We start from the raw sequence: 15,194 nt of genomic DNA on the forward strand, positions 1-15,194 counted from the left end.
CTCCCACCCCATGCAAAGCTGTCGACCAGAGTTAGCGCTTTAGCGCTTACTAGGACCCCATGCAAAGCTGTCATTCACAACATCTCGCAAACCTTCACCGCCCCAGATACCGTCCAAGTTCCATGCTCGCAATCGCATTGCGATGCACTTCATCGGGACCATCCGCAAACCGCAACGTGCGCGAACTCGCATACGCGCGCGCGAGACCGAAATCGTCGCTGACCGCGCCGCCGCCATGCACCTGCATCGCCCAGTCGATCACCTGACAAGCCATGCTGGGCGCCGCCACCTTGATCATCGCGATTTCCTGGCGCGCGTCCTTATTGCCCACCGTGTCCATCTTGTACGCAGCGTTGAGCACCAGAAAACGCGTCTGGTCGATCATGATCCGGGCACTGGCGATCCGCTCGCGCGTCACGCCCTGATCCGCGATGGGCTTGCCGAACGCCACACGATCCAGCGAACGGCGGCACATCGCTTCCAGTGCGCGCTCCGCACGTCCGATCAAGCGCATGCAGTGATGAATGCGCCCTGGCCCAAGCCGTCCTTGAGCGATTTCAAAGCCGCGTCCCTCGCCGAGCAGCATGTTGCTCGCAGGCACGCGCACGTTTTCGAAGGCGATTTCGGCGTGACCATGCGGTGCGTCGTCGTAACCGAATACCGGCAGATGACGCAGCACATTCACGCCGGGCGTGTCCCTCGGCACCAGGATCATCGATTGCTGCTGATGCCGGTTCGGATGATCCGGATTGGACTTGCCCATGAAGATCAGAATCTTGCAGCGCGGATCGTTCGCACCCGAGGTCCACCACTTGCGGCCGTTCAGCACGTAGTGGTCGCCGTCACGCTCGATGCGTGCTTCGATATTGGTCGCATCCGACGAAGCCACCTCAGGTTCCGTCATCGCGAACGCGGAACGGATCGTGCCGTCGAGCAGCGGCAACAGCCATTGCTGCTGTTGCTCGGGCGTCGCGTAACGCACCAGCGTTTCCATGTTGCCGGTGTCGGGCGCGGAACAGTTGAACGGCTCCGCGCCGATATGCGAGCGCCCCATGATTTCGCACAGCGGCGCGTATTCGAGATTCGTGAGCCCCGCGCCGTATTTCGATTCGGGCAGGAACAGGTTCCACAAATCGGCGGCCTTCGCCTTCTCTTTCAGTTCCTCGATGATCGGCGCGGGCTGCCAGCGGTTGCCAGATTCGCGCGCCGCATCCATCTGTGCTTCGAAAACCGCTTCGGCCGGATAGACGTAGTCGTCCATGAAAGCGTTCAGGCGCTTCTGCAAACTCTTGACCTTGTCCGAGTACTCAAAATTCACGCGGCGTCTCCTTGATTTTTATCGATGAACGCAGCGCACTGATTGCGCCGCGCTTCGCAAATGGCACGCGCTCACTCAGACGATGATCGAGCCTCCGTCGACCGCGACATACTGGCCCGTGACGTGGCGCGACGCTTCGCTCGCGAGAAACACCACCGGTCCTTTCAGATCTTCGTCGCCACCCAGACGTTGCAACGGCGTGCGCTCGACGATCGTGTCGCCGAGTTTGTCGAGCAGGCCTTCCGACATTTTCGACGGGAAAAACCCGGGGCAGATTGCATTGACGTTGATGTTGTACTTGCCCCATTCCGCCGCGAGCGCGCGCGTGAAATTGATCGCTGCGGCCTTTGATGTGTTGTAGGCAATCGTGTTCATGCCGGGGGGCGAGCCCTTCAATCCGGCCACCGAAGCGACGTTGATGATCTTGCCCGCGCGGCGCGGAATCATGCTGCGCTTGCCCACTTCGCGCGCGAGGAAAAACGGCGCGTTGACATTCAGGTTCATCACCTTGTGCCACGCTTCATCGGGATACTCTTCGGCGGGCGAACCCCACGTCGCGCCCGCGTTATTCACCAGAATGTCGATGCGCCCATGCACGCCCAGCACTTCATCGACGAGACCGGGAATACCCTCGAAACGCTGCAGGTCGTTCACCACCGTCTGCACTTCGATGCCCCGCGCCTGCAGATGCGTTTTCGCTTCGGCGAGTTCGCCCGACTTGCGCGCAGTGATGGCCACCCGGCAGCCCATCTCGCCGAGCGCTTCGGCCATTTGCAGACCGAGTCCGCGCGATCCTCCCGTGATCAATGCCACCTTGCCGTCCAGTTGAAACAGGTCTTTCACAGACATTCGTCGCTCCTCCAGTTGTTCCGCTATGCAGATTTGGATTCCATATTTTTCACCCATCATACGTGCCGGAATTCGGCGTGTAAATAAAAGCACGCTCATTCACTTTCGTTATAAACTGGCACGCATCATCGACGGAAGGGTCATCGGGACTTACCCGAATACCGCACTTTTCAAACGGGTTATGCAGGCACTTCAACGAGCTTTCGCGCTACGTTTAAGCGAGCTGTTCTGCATAGCGGCTTACTTTTGGACGGATCTTTTCCCATGCAAGATGCGCTGATCATCAATTCGCGTGATCTGGATTTCCAGCTGTTCGAAGTGCTCGACGCCGAGGCGCTCACGCAGCGCGCGCGTCATGCCGACCACAGCCGCGAAACGTTCAATGCGGCGCTCGAAACCGCGCATGCGGTGGCCGTCGAAAAATTCGCGACGCACAACCGTCTGCTCGATGAGCACGAACCGCAATTCGACGGTCAGCGGGTCACGCTGCCGCTCGAAGTGAAAGAAGCACTCGACGCGTTGCGCGCCACCGGTTTTCTCGCAGCGGGCAAAGATTACGAATATGGCGGGATGCAGTTGCCGTCGCTGATTTCGTTTGCGTGCCTGTCGTTGTTCAAGAGCGCGAACATCGCGACCTCCTCTTACGCGATGCTGACCACGGCGAATGCGAACGTGATCGAACGCTTTGGCAGCGCATCGCAAAAGCGCAAGTATTTGCAGGCGTTATTCGAAGGCCGCACGTTCGGCACGATGGCGTTGACCGAACCGCAGGCGGGTTCGAGCCTGTCCGATCTCGTCACCAGTGCAACGCCGAACCCCGACGGCACCTATTCGATTCGCGGCAACAAGATTTTCATTTCCGCCGGCGACCATGAGTTGAGCGAGAACATCGTTCACCTGGTACTCGCGCGTATTCCGGGCGGCCCGCCGGGAGTCAAAGGCATCTCGCTGTTCACGGTGCCGAAGTATCACGTCAACGACGACGGCAGCCGCGGTGCGCGCAACGATGTCGCGCTCGCGGGGCTGATCCACAAGATGGGTTGGCGCGGCACGACATCGACCATGCTGTCGTTCGGCGAACATGGCGAATGCATCGGTGAGCTGATCGGCGAACCGCATCAGGGCCTCGCCTACATGTTCCATATGATGAACGAGGCGCGTATCGGCGTCGGTCTCGGCGCGGTGATGCTCGGCTATCGTGGCTATCTGGCGTCGCTCGATTACGCGCGCGAACGGCCGCAAGGACGTCATCCGACCAACAAGAACCCGCTCGATCCGCAATTGCCGCTGATCGAACACGCCGACGTGCGGCGCATGCTGCTCGCACAAAAGGCCTATGTAGAAGGGGCTTACGCGCTGTGCCTGTATGCGGCGCGTCTGGTCGACGAACAGAAAACCGGCGAGAGCGAAACCGCGCGCGACGAAGCGGGCCTGCTACTCGATCTGCTGACGCCCGTGGTGAAATCGTGGCCGTCGCAATGGTGTCTCGAAGCGAATAGCCTGGCGATCCAGATTCATGGCGGCTATGGCTACACGCGCGAATACCCGGTCGAACAGTTCTATCGCGACAACCGCCTGAACATGATTCACGAAGGCACGCACGGCATTCAGGCAATCGATCTGCTGGGCCGTAAGGTAGTGATGAAACAGGGGGCCGCGCTTGAATTGCTCGGGCGTGAAATACGCGAGACGATCAACAACGCGCGCAGCCACGCGCCATTACATGCTTACGCAGAAGCACTTGAAGGAACATGGCGTGATCTCACTGCGACTGTAGAAGCTCTATTGCCGACGCTCGCCAGCGACACCGGGCGCGCGCTCGCGAACGCGAACGCGTTTCTCGAAGCATTTGGTCATATCGTGATGGCGTGGACGTGGTTGAAGCAGGCCGTGGTGGCAAACGCCGCTCAACCCCATGCGAAAAGCGACGCGGATAAAGACTTCTACAGCGGCAAACTGCACGCGTGCCAGTGGTTCTTCCGTTGGGAATTGCCGCGCGTCACGCTGATGCTCGCGACGCTCCGCAGTCTCGACGACACCACGCTCAACATGGCGCCGCAGTGGTTCTAGCCGGAAGCTCGCCGCTCAATGCGACAGCGCGGTTTCGAGTTGGGTCACGACATCGATCAGTCGTGGCCTGACTTCTTCAAGCAGAAATTCTTTCGAAAGCTTGAACGAAGGACCGCCCACGTTGATCGCCATAATCGGCAATTCGCCGCCCGGCTGGAAAGCGCGTGCAATGCCGTTCACGTCTTTCTGCCAGTCGCCGAATGAAGTCGTGACGCCAAGCGTCTGGTATTCGTCGAGCGCCTTTTCGATTCCGCGACGTGTTTTCGGCCATGCAATATGGTCCAGTTCGCGCACCTGCTCCATGAAGCTGAGCCGGTCGTGTTCAGGAATCGCCGCGAGCCACGCGCGGCCGATCGCGGATGTCGCGACCGGAATGCGCGAGCCGACTTCGAGCGTCAACGTGAGCGCGACCGAGCCACGGCAATTTTCCACGTAGATCATCGAGAGCCGGTCGCGCGTGCCCAACGAAACTGTCGCGCCGGAAATATCGGCGAGTTCCTGCATCACGGGCCGCGCAATCTTGCGCACGTCGAGCCGCGCGAGCATCGCGCTGCCCAGCGCGAGCGACGCCGTGCCGAGCCGGTACTTGCCGCTCTCTTTCAAATGGATCAGATAGCCGAGCAGCGTCAGCGTATGAGTCAGCCGCGATACCGTCGATTTAGGCAAGCGGCAGCGCGCCGCCAGTTCCTGATTGCTCAACGATTTGTCGCCGGAACGGAAACAGGCCAGCACTTCGAGCCCGCGCGCGAGCGCCGTGACGAAGTGGCGGTCGTCCTTGTGCGCTTCGTGGGCGGTTCGCATGGCGAGAACCGCGGGCGCCTTCGCGGATGAAGACGCGGTGTGCGCCGGGTCGCCGACTGCCGGGTCGCCGCTCGCGGGGGCGTCGGACTGATCCACCGTACCAGGATAATTTTTGCTCAAAACGAAACGCGCTCCCGCGAAACGGCTGTATCTGAAGGACAAACCGCAAGGTGGATTGGGGGTGATCCGGGCTGCAAAATTATAGTCCGAAATAGTGAACGTTAATCACGGGTGCTTTGCCGCGAGCTGTCACGCAATGCAACACCCGCACCGATTTTTTCAGCATTTGCGCGTTTGCTGGAGTATTGTTTAAGCGCGCCGGGAGCGCCGTAGCAACGCTCTTCTATAAGACAGGGCGTTCCTCGTGGGCGGAGACAAGCTCGCAAGCGCGCGGTTTTTTGCATGCAACGAAGCGACACCAACTTATCGAGGATGGAGAAAACGTGAAAACAGCCAATCTTTTGAAGGCGCTCGGACTTGCAATGTGCGTGGCCACCACGTCCGGCGCCTACGCCCAGGCCAGCGACGCAATGGCACCCGCCACCACGGCCGCGCCGGCGACCAATCCCAGTACCGCCATGCGCACGGGCGACCGGAAGCTGGGCCGGGACGTCCGCCGCGCTTTGTCGAGGACACAGGGATTCAACGTATCGAACGTGTTCGTACGGGCGCGTGCCGGCGTGGTGACCTTGACGGGAACGGTGCCTGAAGGCGGCCAGATCCAGCAGGCTGGAGATGTCGCCAAGGGCGTGGCCGGTGTGAAGTCGGTGAATAACCGGATCACCCTTGGCGTGCAAGGCGGTGGCGGCGGAGGTTGAGCGGTCGGTTATCGGTCAGGGTGGCGCCACTTGCCGCGAATCTCGCGGGCAGGTGGCGTTACCTGCTGTTTCACTCACGTTGCATTCACGCCAGTGTCCTGGTATCTGGAATTTCCGCTGTAGTTCAACGTGTAATTCAACGTGTCGTTCAACGTCTCACCAGACCGACAACGTAACGGCACACGTCATCGCCCGCATTGAAAAACTCGCACTCGACCGGCGCGCCGAGTTGCAGACAATCTCCCGTTTCCAGCCGGTATTCCTGCTCGCCCTCGCGGAAATTCAGCACCCCTTGCGTCACCCATATCTGCTGATGCTGAAACACGAAAGCATCCGGTGGATAAGGCACTCTCACGCCCGCCGGCAATTCGATTTCGAGTAACTCCAGCACGCCGCCCGTAGGCGGCGATATGCGTCGCCGGATATAACCGGTTTCCGGGTCTTGCCAGATGCTCTGATCCGCGCGACGCGCGAGCCGCTCGCCGGTCTGCTCGGCCAGCGCCAGCAACGTCGACAAGGTCAGACCGAAAGCGCCCGACAGACGTCCGAGCACCGTCGCGGTCGGACTGGCCTCGCCTCTTTCGATCTTGCTGATCATCGCCTTCGACACACCCGAGCGTTCCGCCAGTTCGCTCAGCGACCAGTTTCGCGCCTCGCGCTCGGCCTTCACGCGCGACGAAATCGCTAGAGTCAGATCGACGGTAATGGATTCGGACATGGAGAGATCGTCATGGGACAAGTGAGCACCGCGAAATTATATCGAGCGAGTCTGCGTGAGTGACGGCGTCACGACGAGCACATCACGCACGCTACGCAGCGACCCTGCAATCATTAAAAGTCACGCTCATCGTCTTGCATAGTAATTTTTCGTCCACTATATTCAACGCACGAATACGACGCCACACACTGCGCAAAATCGTATTCACTGAATGGAAACCGTAAGCATTCGTCCACCTGAGCAGGAAGACACCATGCCGAAGGAAATCGTTCTCAACGCATTCGACATGAATTGCGTCGGCCACATCCAGCAAGGCATGTGGACGCATCCACGCGATCAATCGTCCCGCTATACCGACCTTCAATATTGGACCGACTACGCCCGCACGCTCGAAGCGGGTCTGTTCGACGGCATTTTTTTCGCCGATGTCGCCGGAGTCTACGACGTCTATGGCGGCAACCCGGACGCCGCGATTCGCGGCGCGGTGCAGGTGCCCGTCAACGATCCCACGCTGCTGATACCGGCCATGGCCGCGGTCACGCGTCATCTGTCGTTCGGCGTCACGTCCAATCTCACCGTCGAGCAACCGTATCTGTTCGCGCGGCGCATGTCGACACTCGATCATCTGACGCGCGGCCGGGTCGGCTGGAACATCGTCACCGGCTATCTCGACAGCGCGTCGCGTGCAATCGGCCTGACCGGTCAGATGGCACACGACGACCGCTACGACCTGGCCGACGAATACATGGAACTGGTCTACAAACTGTGGGAATGCAGTTGGGAAGATGGTGCGGTGCTGCGCGATAAAAGCCGGGGCGTCTATGCGGATGCGTCGAAAGTGCATGTGATCCATCATCACGGCAAGCAGTACCGGGTCGACGCGATGCACCTGAGCGAGCCGTCGCCGCAGCGTACGCCGGTGCTGTATCAGGCCGGTTCGTCGGCGCGCGGCAAGCGGTTTGCGGCGGCGCATGCGGAGTGCGTGTTCGTCAACGGTCAGGCGAAGCCGGCGGTGAAAAACATCGTCGACGATATTCGCGCGCACGCGTTGGCGGGCGGCCGACGCGCGGACGATATCAAGGTGCTGCTCGGTCAAACCGTCATCACCGGACGCACCGATCGCGACGCGCAGGAGAAGTTCGAGGACTACCGGCAATACGTGAGTTCCGAGGCCGCGCTCGTGCATGCGGCGGCGTCGCTCGGCATCGACTTCGCGCGCTACGACATTGACGAGCCGATCGAGACCGGCAAGAGCCAGGCGATCGTGTCGAATGTCGAAGCGATGACACGCGCCGCCGGTCCGCAATGGACCCGGCGCAAGCTGCTCGAACAGATGGTGCTCGGCAGCCGTCAGACGCCGCTGGTTGGCTCGGCCGAGCGCATCGCGGATGAACTGATTGCCTGGACCGAGGAAACCGGCGTGGACGGTTTCAATCTGTCGCGCACGGTCGCGCCCGAGTGCTTCGAAGATTTCATCGAACTGGTCGTGCCGCTTCTTCAGGAGCGTGGCGCGTATAAGCGCGCGTATCGCGACGGCACCTTGCGCGAGAAGCTGTTCGGTCACGCACGTCTGCCCGATACGCACACGGCGGCGCGATTCCGTTCGCCCGCGAGTGCGGAGAGCGCGGCGGGTTGAGTCTGTTCAACCGGGTTCAGTCGGGTTCATTCAGCACAGAGGCTCACATGCTCGAGAAAACCGCCTTTCGCGACGCCATGGCCGGACTCGGCACGGCCGTCAACATCATCACCAGCGACGGCCCAGCAGGTCTCGCGGGATGCACCGCGTCGGCAGTGTGCGGCGTCACCGACGAGCCACCTACGCTGCTGGTCTGCATCAACCGGAGCAGCCGCAACAACGCCGCATTTCGCACCAACGGCAGGCTCTGCGTGAACGTGCTCAATGCCGGACAGCAACCGCTCGCCGCGCATTTTGCCAATAGCGCGCTGCCGGTGGCCGAACGCTTCGCCGCCGCGCAATGGGAACACCTCGCGACAGGCGCACCGGTGTTGCGCGAGGCGCTGGCATCGCTCGACTGCGAGATCGAATCGGCCACTGAAGTCGGCACGCACACGGTGTTCTTCTGCGCGGTGCAGGCCACGCACACGCGTGTCGCCGGCGACGCGCTGATTTACTACGGCCGCCGTTATCATCGCGTCGGCGAGTATTCGCTGCATGCGGCGGTGCTGGCTGAATCGGCACAGTGAGTACGCCTGGCAAGCGATGCTTGCGGTCGCCGTCGTCTATTCGCCTGTTTGCGCGCAAAGCCGGGGCGAGCTTGCGCGGATTTCTCTCCCGCATTGCTCCAGTCATTTTTCAATAGCCGGGCTGCGCGCGGCGTCGATGCCGTGCCTTTGACACCGCCCTCCTCGCAAGCCTCCGGCACAAGGCCGCAGACCGGTCTCCAGAACACCGGCACGCTTTCATATTCGCCATGCATCCTGCATCGAGCCGATAAAATACGTAACATCTCGTAAGCAGTTGGCCGATGTCCCCCAGTATTCGCAATTTCCTGAGCCGCCCGAATCGCCGATCATTGCTTTGGCTTACGGTTGCTCGTGCGAAGTTTTCGCGGACGGCCGTCTCACGAAAAAAAACCAGCGGAAACCCCTATACCCGATAAAGCGTGGTCCGGCGTCGCTTATGGCATTGGCATGCCCCGCGCCGGATTCATCCACTTTCGATCAGAGCCGAAGAGGAACGATTGATCAGATTGCTTCAACGAGCCATCGTTTTAACCGCGATGCTGATATCGAGCATCGACTCGTACGCCGTGGCAGCGTCAATCCAGCATGCCGGCCTCGTGGATTCGTCACAGGGTCGTGCTTCGCAACTTCCGCGAGTCCAGCCGAGGTTTCGGGCGGAACGCGCGGTGCTGCGTTCGTCTTCCACTCGAACCTCGCCATTCTCGATCGCGCCGCCGGCCGTGATGCTGGTCGACCGGGCACAGCTGGTCAGCCTGCGCGACGATATCGATCACAGTTGGACAGGCTCAGCAGATCGCCGCTTTTTGCGCGCGCGTGACGCCTCACCGGACGACGCAAGCCTGTTCGACGACGACCCAAGCTATCTGTCCGCGGACAACCCGCTGATCTGTGCCGGCCTGATTCTGCTGTTGTCGGCCGCGCTCGGCCTGGCCGGAAGCTGGCTGCTCGGCCGTCCGATGCGAAACCTCGCGACGAGCTTCTGCGCAGTCGCGAGCGACAGCCGCGTCCGTCATGGCATCACGGAGAAAGGCCCGAAACGCTTGCGTGATCTCGCCCGCACATTCGACGAAATGCTGACCCGGCGTTGCCACGCCAGCGCCCAACAGTCGGCGACGCTGGCCGCGCTCGCGAAGGACCTCGAAGCGCATGCGGTCCGCCTGCGTGGAACCGCGCTGCAGATCAACGAGTGGCATAAGCGCGTTGCGCTGGTGGAAGATGTCGACCTGTTCTCGCATATCGCCACGCAGTTTGTCGAAGCCAGCGGATGCACGACGACGCCGGAGAGCGACATACCGGTGGACGCATTCATCCGTGACAGGTTCGTGTTGACCAGTTCGCTGGATGCCAGCCTTTTCAACAGCACACTCGATGCAGGCGCGGAGTTCTGCCTGCCGCGCACGTTCCTCGAACGCGTGATGTCGAATCTCGTCGACAACGCGCTGGAACACGGGGTCCCGCCAATCGAGATCAAAACGTCCCGAACCCGCGACGAGTGGACCTTGAGCTTCCGCGATCATGGTGCGGGCATCAAACAGTCGGAGTTGTCGAGCGCGACATCGACTTTTGTGCGGCTGGGTTCGCCCGATAAGCACGACGATGGACGTCACTGGGGGCTGGGCCTGGCGTTGGTCAAGAAACTTGTAGCAGACGCCGGAGGACGCCTCATTCTGGGCAACCACCCCGAAGGCGGCCTGTTCGTGCGGATGGTGTTTTCCGCGACGAAAAGCGCAGCGGACGGGCAGGCTTGAACGTGAGTTGAATCTGAGCGGCGGCCTCATGACGACGGCTCACGCCGCGCAGGCCCCTTCAACTCATGCGCGCACGACGCCGCTCAACGGCTTACCTGATCGTGTCTGCCCAAACAATGCCGTTGCCGTGCGCTGTGGATCGAGTCCAAGACTCTCGCTCGCGGTGCCCGCGATCAACGCATCAAGCGAGGTAGTCGGCTTCAGATCGCGCGCCTCATAGAGCTGATGCGCGGCCAGACCCGGCCAGTCCGCCATCACGCGCCCACCCTGCACGGAACCGCCCAGCACCATCGCGACCGACCCCGTCCCGTGATCGGTGCCGCCCGTGCCGTTCGCCGCCGCGGTCCGGCCGAATTCGGTGGCCACCAGCACCGTCGTCCTGCTCCACTGCTCTCCCATACCGTCGCGCAGCGCGCCGAGCATCGTATCGAGCGCCTTCAACTGATTCGCGAGACGCGCATTCTGCGCACTGTGCGTGTCCCAGCCGCCAGTTTCGATCATCGCGATTCGCGGGCCGTCTTCGCGCGACAGAAAGCTCGCCGCCAGCTTGCCGAGGCTCGCCGGGTTCTGACGTGCGCCTGCATCGCCGGCAAGACCGCGCGCCGCCATCGCGGACTCCCATAGCGGGCGCAATTGTGCATCCTGATCGTAGAGTTGCGAGACCCGCGAGAGCAGATCGTCGGGCGCCTGCGGCAACGCCGACGGCGCGTACGACGTCACCGCCGCCGTGCCGCGCAGCGCCATCGGCACGGTCGGCGCGAATGCAATCGCGTTCTCGCGGGTGGCGGGCAATTGCGCGACCAGCCGGTTCAACCAGCCGTCCTTGAGCTGATACGGCGACACGCCGCCCGTCTCCAGCACGTTCTGTCCGTCGAAATGCGAGCGGTCGCGATACGGCGACGCAACCGCGTGCACGAACAGCGCCTGACGGTCCGCGTACATCGCGGCCGTCTGCTTCAGCGCCGGATGCAGGGCGAAGGTGCCGTCGAGGCGCGGTGCGTTCGACGTATGGATGGCGAGCGCGCCGCGCAAGGTCGCGTAGGCGGGTTCGGCGTACGGCACGACGATGTTCAGGCCGTCGGCGGCACCGCGCTGGATCACGAACACGAAACGGCGGTCGGTGGCGACGCTGGCGAACGCGATCTGCGGGGCGACGAGCATCGCGCCCGCTCCCGCAGCGGCGACGCTTAGAAATTGGCGGCGTGACAGCATGGTGCGGGCTCCTTTGTTTCGTGGGCTTGGGCTTGGGCTTCGGCTTCCAGTTTCGATTTACCGCCGCTGAAAATCCGGCGACACCAGCAACAGCGCAATCGCCGTCGAAGCGCTTTCCGCTCGCGACACCGCCGTCGCCGTCGATTCGCTCAACGATCCCGCCAGCAAGGTCTGTCCGAGCGAGCGGGCATCGAGCCGGTCGCCGACGCGCGCCGCGAAACGCTGCGCCACTTCGACCCGCCGCACGAGCGCGTCGGGCGCGGCCCAGCTGGCGGCGATATCGTCGTATCCGGCGGGCGAACCGGGACGCCACACCGGTTGTCCGAGCTGCGTGAAGACCGGCGCGCTCTGCAGATTGCCGAGATCCTGCCAGCCGAGCCCGCGCATCGACGAAATGGTCCATTCCCACGGTGTCTTGAACTTCACCGCCGCAGGCGACCAGGTTTGCGGCATGTCGATCAGCGCGCGGTACACGCTCGGCAAGTCGCCGCCGCTGCGCTCGAATACGCTGGCGAGATGCGCGCTCGCATCCGGCGGCGGGTTGTCGGCGATAAAGTGACGGGCCAGCTTGCCGCCAATATGCTGCGCAGTGGCGGGCGCGCGCGCGAGGTCGTGCAGGATCGCGAGCGCCTGCTGTTCGCCCGGCTGATCGTAGGTGCGTCCCATGATGTTGCGCGAGCCCGGCTCGTGCAGCGCGGCTCGAAAGACAAAGGTACCAGGTTCGCCGTTCGGCTGGACGGCGCGTCCTGCCGCGTTGCCCGCACCTGCCTGCAGGTTGGACGAAGCATTGGATAAACCATTGGCCGGATTAGCCGCCAGGCTCCAGCCGGTCAGCGCGCGAGCGAACTCGGTGACGTCCTCCTCGCTATAGCCGCTGCGCACGCCGAGCGTATGCAACTCCATGATTTCGCGAGCCAGGTTTTCGTTCAGACCGCGCTTGTGCTCAGGATCGCGTTGCGCCGCGCGCAGCGCCGCCACGCTGTCCGGCCCGACCGAACGCGTCTGGTCGAGAAACAGTTGCATCGCCGGATGACGCTCGACCGCGACCAGCATGTCTTCGAAACGGCCGAGTACGTGTGGGCGGATCGCTTCCGCTTCGAATGAACCGGCCAGCACCGCCACGCCCGGCTTTTCCGTCGACACCGCGAAGTGATTGGCCCAGAAATGCACCAGCCTTTCGACGAACGGCGTCGGGGTAGTCAACGCGCTCACGACCCGCGCATTGACCGAGGCGCGATACCGGTCGACGATTTCACCGCGCATTGCCTTGCGTTCGACCTGGGTCGCAGACTGTGATGCGGCCTTGGCGTCCGGTGGCGCACTGCCGGCCCCATCGCCCGGCGAGACGGACTGCGCATTAGCCTGCGCGCCCCCCGTCCCCTTGCTCTCGCGCGCCTGCTTCAACTCCATGCGCATCTGCGCGAGTTCGACCGACAACGTGGCCGAGTCAGGCTGCCCCGCCCACGCGGCCGGCCGGGACTGATACTGGTCGAATTGCGCGAGCAGCCACGCTTTCGGATCGGCGGGCGGCGTCTCGCCGGCTCGCGCGCCGAGGCCGAAACGGTTCAACGCAATCGTCGCGGCGTTCAGGTTCGGTGAGTTGGCCATACCATCCTCGTCGGCATCGGATAGTCTTTAAACGGCCGCCCGACGACAATCCGTCGCCGGCGTCCGCGTTTTTTCATTCCCCCGACGTTTCACTCGACGCCTGTTTTCTTGCCTGCGCTTTCGCATTCGCCGCCGGCACCGTTTCGCGCCACTGCCCGCGTAACTTCAGGCTGTCGGCGAATTCGACGCGCTCCTCGGGCGACAGGGTCGCCGCGAAATCCGCGACGCTGCCTTCCACCTTCGCGCGCAGATTACTGTCGGCGGCGCGAGTGCGGGCGAGCGCGGCATCCAGCGCCGCGCGATCCAGTTGCGGCGCGGCCAGCAAGCGCAATACTTCGCGCCGCCCTTCACGGCCCTCGCGGGCAAATTGCCGCCCGTCGCGGCGCGCGTCTTTCAGGCCGTCGATAAAAGCCTGCTGCTTTTCCGCCGACAACGGCTGCGCGGCGAAGCGCAGCGCGCGCTGCTGGGCCAGCACCTGCGCGGGCGTGTTCGCGCGATGCGCCGCGAACCATTGATAAGCGCCGCCGGCAATCGCGCCAAGCAAAAAGACGTTGAGCACCAGCGAGACCGCCAGCACGATTTTCCACGAGCGGCCGTTCATTCTCCGCTCCAGTCGGCTGACGTTCCGCCGAAACTCGAAGTCAGATACGACGATTCGTACGCGTCGTGGATGGGCGGCACCGTCTCCGTCAATACGAAAAACGACACCGCGAACGCACCGGCCACGCCGCCGAGCAGTCCGACGCCGGCCACCGCCGCACCGGACCACCAGAGCCGCCGGCGCGTAGCAGGTTGCCGCGGTTGCCGCACCGGCGCACTGCCGATCACGCGCTGCTGTAAAGCGACACTCGGCGGATCGACCTTGTCGGCGGCGAGGAATGCGTCGAGGGTGGCGGCATCGGCGAGCACGGCATCGGCCTGCTCGCGATGCCGTTGCGCCCATGCCTGCGCCGCCGCGCGTTCGTGGGACGGCCAGCGGCGCGGATCGGCACCGTAGGCCTCGACGATCTGATGAAATCTTTCGGGCGTCATGACTTGTCCTTGCTAAGGCCGCTGCCGGCCAGTTGTGCGCGCAGATTGCGGCGCGCGCGGGCCAGCAGACTTTCCAGCGCATCGACCGTGACGCCCATCAGCGCGGCGGCGTCGAGGTTCGACATTTCCTGGTAATAGGTCAACACGAGCGCCTCGCGTTGCCGCGCCGGCAACGCGGCAAGCGCCTCACGCACGCGCGCGTCCTGCGCGCGCGCTTCGAGACGGGCGTCGGGCGGCGCGGCGGGATCGGCTTCGTCGGGCATCTCGTCGTGCGGATCTTCGCGCCGGCCTCGCAGCCGGTCATAGCAAAGGTTGAGCGCCACGCGATGCACCCACGTGTCGAATTTCGCGTCGCCTTCGCGCCAGCGCGACGCCTGCTTCCAGATGCGCACGAACACTTCCTGCGCGACATCTTCCGCGTCCATCCGGTCGCCGAGCATGCGCATGGCGAGCGACAGCAAACGCGGCAGCTTGCGCGCGACGAGCGTACGCACGGCCGCCGGGTCCTGACGGCCGATCTGTTCCAGCAATTCCGCGTCGGGGTCGCGTTCGCTCAACGGACGACGCTCCACGACGTGTGCCTCGACATATGCATCGACGCGCACGTCATCGCATCCCGCCATGCGCAGACGCGCACAACACGCCGCACAACCGGCGCGCCGCGAGCGGACCGCGCCGCTGTCGCAGCAGAAAGAACCTCGTTCATCAACCGCCGCTCCCTGATCTGCCATTCACGCTGGCTTGTCTTGTCGATAGTCGCATGCGCAACATGCCGCAGGCTGCGCATGCGACGGCTCATCGCTGTGCTCGAGCCA

At 63.0% G+C, this 15,194-nt stretch carries 14 protein-coding genes; 5 read left to right on the forward strand and 9 right to left on the reverse strand.

What is annotated here, in order from left to right; translation table 11 throughout:
* Positions 1-94: 94 nt before the first annotated feature.
* On the reverse strand, positions 95-1,318 hold the full coding sequence (locus ABH945_RS24720) for an acyl-CoA dehydrogenase family protein (protein WP_429252247.1): 1,224 nt from the start codon (positions 1,316-1,318) through the stop codon (positions 95-97).
* Between the two features lie 75 nt (positions 1,319-1,393).
* Complete coding sequence (locus tag ABH945_RS24725; protein WP_074768367.1) at positions 1,394-2,167, reverse strand: SDR family oxidoreductase; 774 nt, start codon at positions 2,165-2,167, stop codon at positions 1,394-1,396.
* A gap of 264 nt (positions 2,168-2,431) precedes the next feature.
* Between ABH945_RS24725 and ABH945_RS24730 the strand changes: the two genes are divergently transcribed.
* Positions 2,432-4,237, forward strand: coding sequence for an acyl-CoA dehydrogenase (locus tag ABH945_RS24730; protein ID WP_429252248.1), 1,806 nt, complete (start codon positions 2,432-2,434; stop codon positions 4,235-4,237).
* Positions 4,238-4,252: 15 nt separating this feature from the next.
* On the opposite strand, the gene ABH945_RS24735 is transcribed toward ABH945_RS24730, so the two are convergent.
* The gene (locus tag ABH945_RS24735; RefSeq protein WP_074771090.1) at positions 4,253-5,038 is read right to left on the reverse strand and encodes an IclR family transcriptional regulator; all 786 of its coding nucleotides are present in this window, start codon (positions 5,036-5,038) and stop codon (positions 4,253-4,255) included.
* 443 nt (positions 5,039-5,481) lie between these two features.
* Here ABH945_RS24735 and ABH945_RS24740 point away from each other — a divergent pair, with 443 nt between their 5' ends.
* Positions 5,482-5,856 (forward strand): BON domain-containing protein, encoded by a 375-nt coding sequence (locus tag ABH945_RS24740; protein ID WP_074768363.1) that lies wholly within the window; start codon positions 5,482-5,484, stop codon positions 5,854-5,856.
* Positions 5,857-6,004: 148 nt separating this feature from the next.
* On the opposite strand, the gene ABH945_RS24745 is transcribed toward ABH945_RS24740, so the two are convergent.
* Positions 6,005-6,574 (reverse strand): helix-turn-helix domain-containing protein, encoded by a 570-nt coding sequence (locus tag ABH945_RS24745; protein WP_429252249.1) that lies wholly within the window; start codon positions 6,572-6,574, stop codon positions 6,005-6,007.
* A 253-nt stretch (positions 6,575-6,827) separates the two neighbouring features.
* Here ABH945_RS24745 and ABH945_RS24750 point away from each other — a divergent pair, with 253 nt between their 5' ends.
* The 3 genes from ABH945_RS24750 to ABH945_RS24760 all read left to right on the forward strand — a co-directional run bounded on the left by ABH945_RS24750 (position 6,828) and on the right by ABH945_RS24760 (position 10,527).
* Complete coding sequence (locus tag ABH945_RS24750; protein ID WP_429252250.1) at positions 6,828-8,210, forward strand: LLM class flavin-dependent oxidoreductase; 1,383 nt, start codon at positions 6,828-6,830, stop codon at positions 8,208-8,210.
* 47 nt (positions 8,211-8,257) lie between these two features.
* On the forward strand, positions 8,258-8,779 hold the full coding sequence (locus ABH945_RS24755; protein WP_429252251.1) for a flavin reductase: 522 nt from the start codon (positions 8,258-8,260) through the stop codon (positions 8,777-8,779).
* A gap of 665 nt (positions 8,780-9,444) precedes the next feature.
* Positions 9,445-10,527, forward strand: coding sequence for an ATP-binding protein (locus tag ABH945_RS24760; RefSeq protein WP_429252252.1), 1,083 nt, complete (start codon positions 9,445-9,447; stop codon positions 10,525-10,527).
* Positions 10,528-10,590: 63 nt separating this feature from the next.
* Here ABH945_RS24760 and ABH945_RS24765 read toward each other — a convergent pair whose 3' ends face one another.
* The 5 genes from ABH945_RS24765 to ABH945_RS24785 all read right to left on the reverse strand — a co-directional run bounded on the left by ABH945_RS24765 (position 10,591) and on the right by ABH945_RS24785 (position 15,002).
* The gene (locus tag ABH945_RS24765; RefSeq protein WP_429252253.1) at positions 10,591-11,739 is read right to left on the reverse strand and encodes a DUF1501 domain-containing protein; all 1,149 of its coding nucleotides are present in this window, start codon (positions 11,737-11,739) and stop codon (positions 10,591-10,593) included.
* Between the two features lie 57 nt (positions 11,740-11,796).
* On the reverse strand, positions 11,797-13,347 hold the full coding sequence (locus tag ABH945_RS24770) for a DUF1800 domain-containing protein (protein ID WP_429252254.1): 1,551 nt from the start codon (positions 13,345-13,347) through the stop codon (positions 11,797-11,799).
* A gap of 73 nt (positions 13,348-13,420) precedes the next feature.
* The gene (locus ABH945_RS24775; protein ID WP_429252255.1) at positions 13,421-13,948 is read right to left on the reverse strand and encodes a periplasmic heavy metal sensor; all 528 of its coding nucleotides are present in this window, start codon (positions 13,946-13,948) and stop codon (positions 13,421-13,423) included.
* Complete coding sequence (locus ABH945_RS24780) at positions 13,945-14,379, reverse strand: hypothetical protein (protein WP_429252256.1); 435 nt, start codon at positions 14,377-14,379, stop codon at positions 13,945-13,947. The genes ABH945_RS24775 and ABH945_RS24780 overlap by 4 nt, the downstream gene beginning before the upstream one ends.
* Complete coding sequence (locus ABH945_RS24785) at positions 14,376-15,002, reverse strand: RNA polymerase sigma factor (protein ID WP_429252257.1); 627 nt, start codon at positions 15,000-15,002, stop codon at positions 14,376-14,378. Before ABH945_RS24785 ends, ABH945_RS24780 begins: the two co-directional genes overlap by 4 nt.
* Positions 15,003-15,194 lie beyond the last annotated feature (192 nt).

Source organism: Paraburkholderia sp. GAS333 (assembly GCF_050435665.1).
Classification (GTDB): Bacteria; Pseudomonadota; Gammaproteobacteria; order Burkholderiales; family Burkholderiaceae; genus Paraburkholderia; species Paraburkholderia fungorum_A.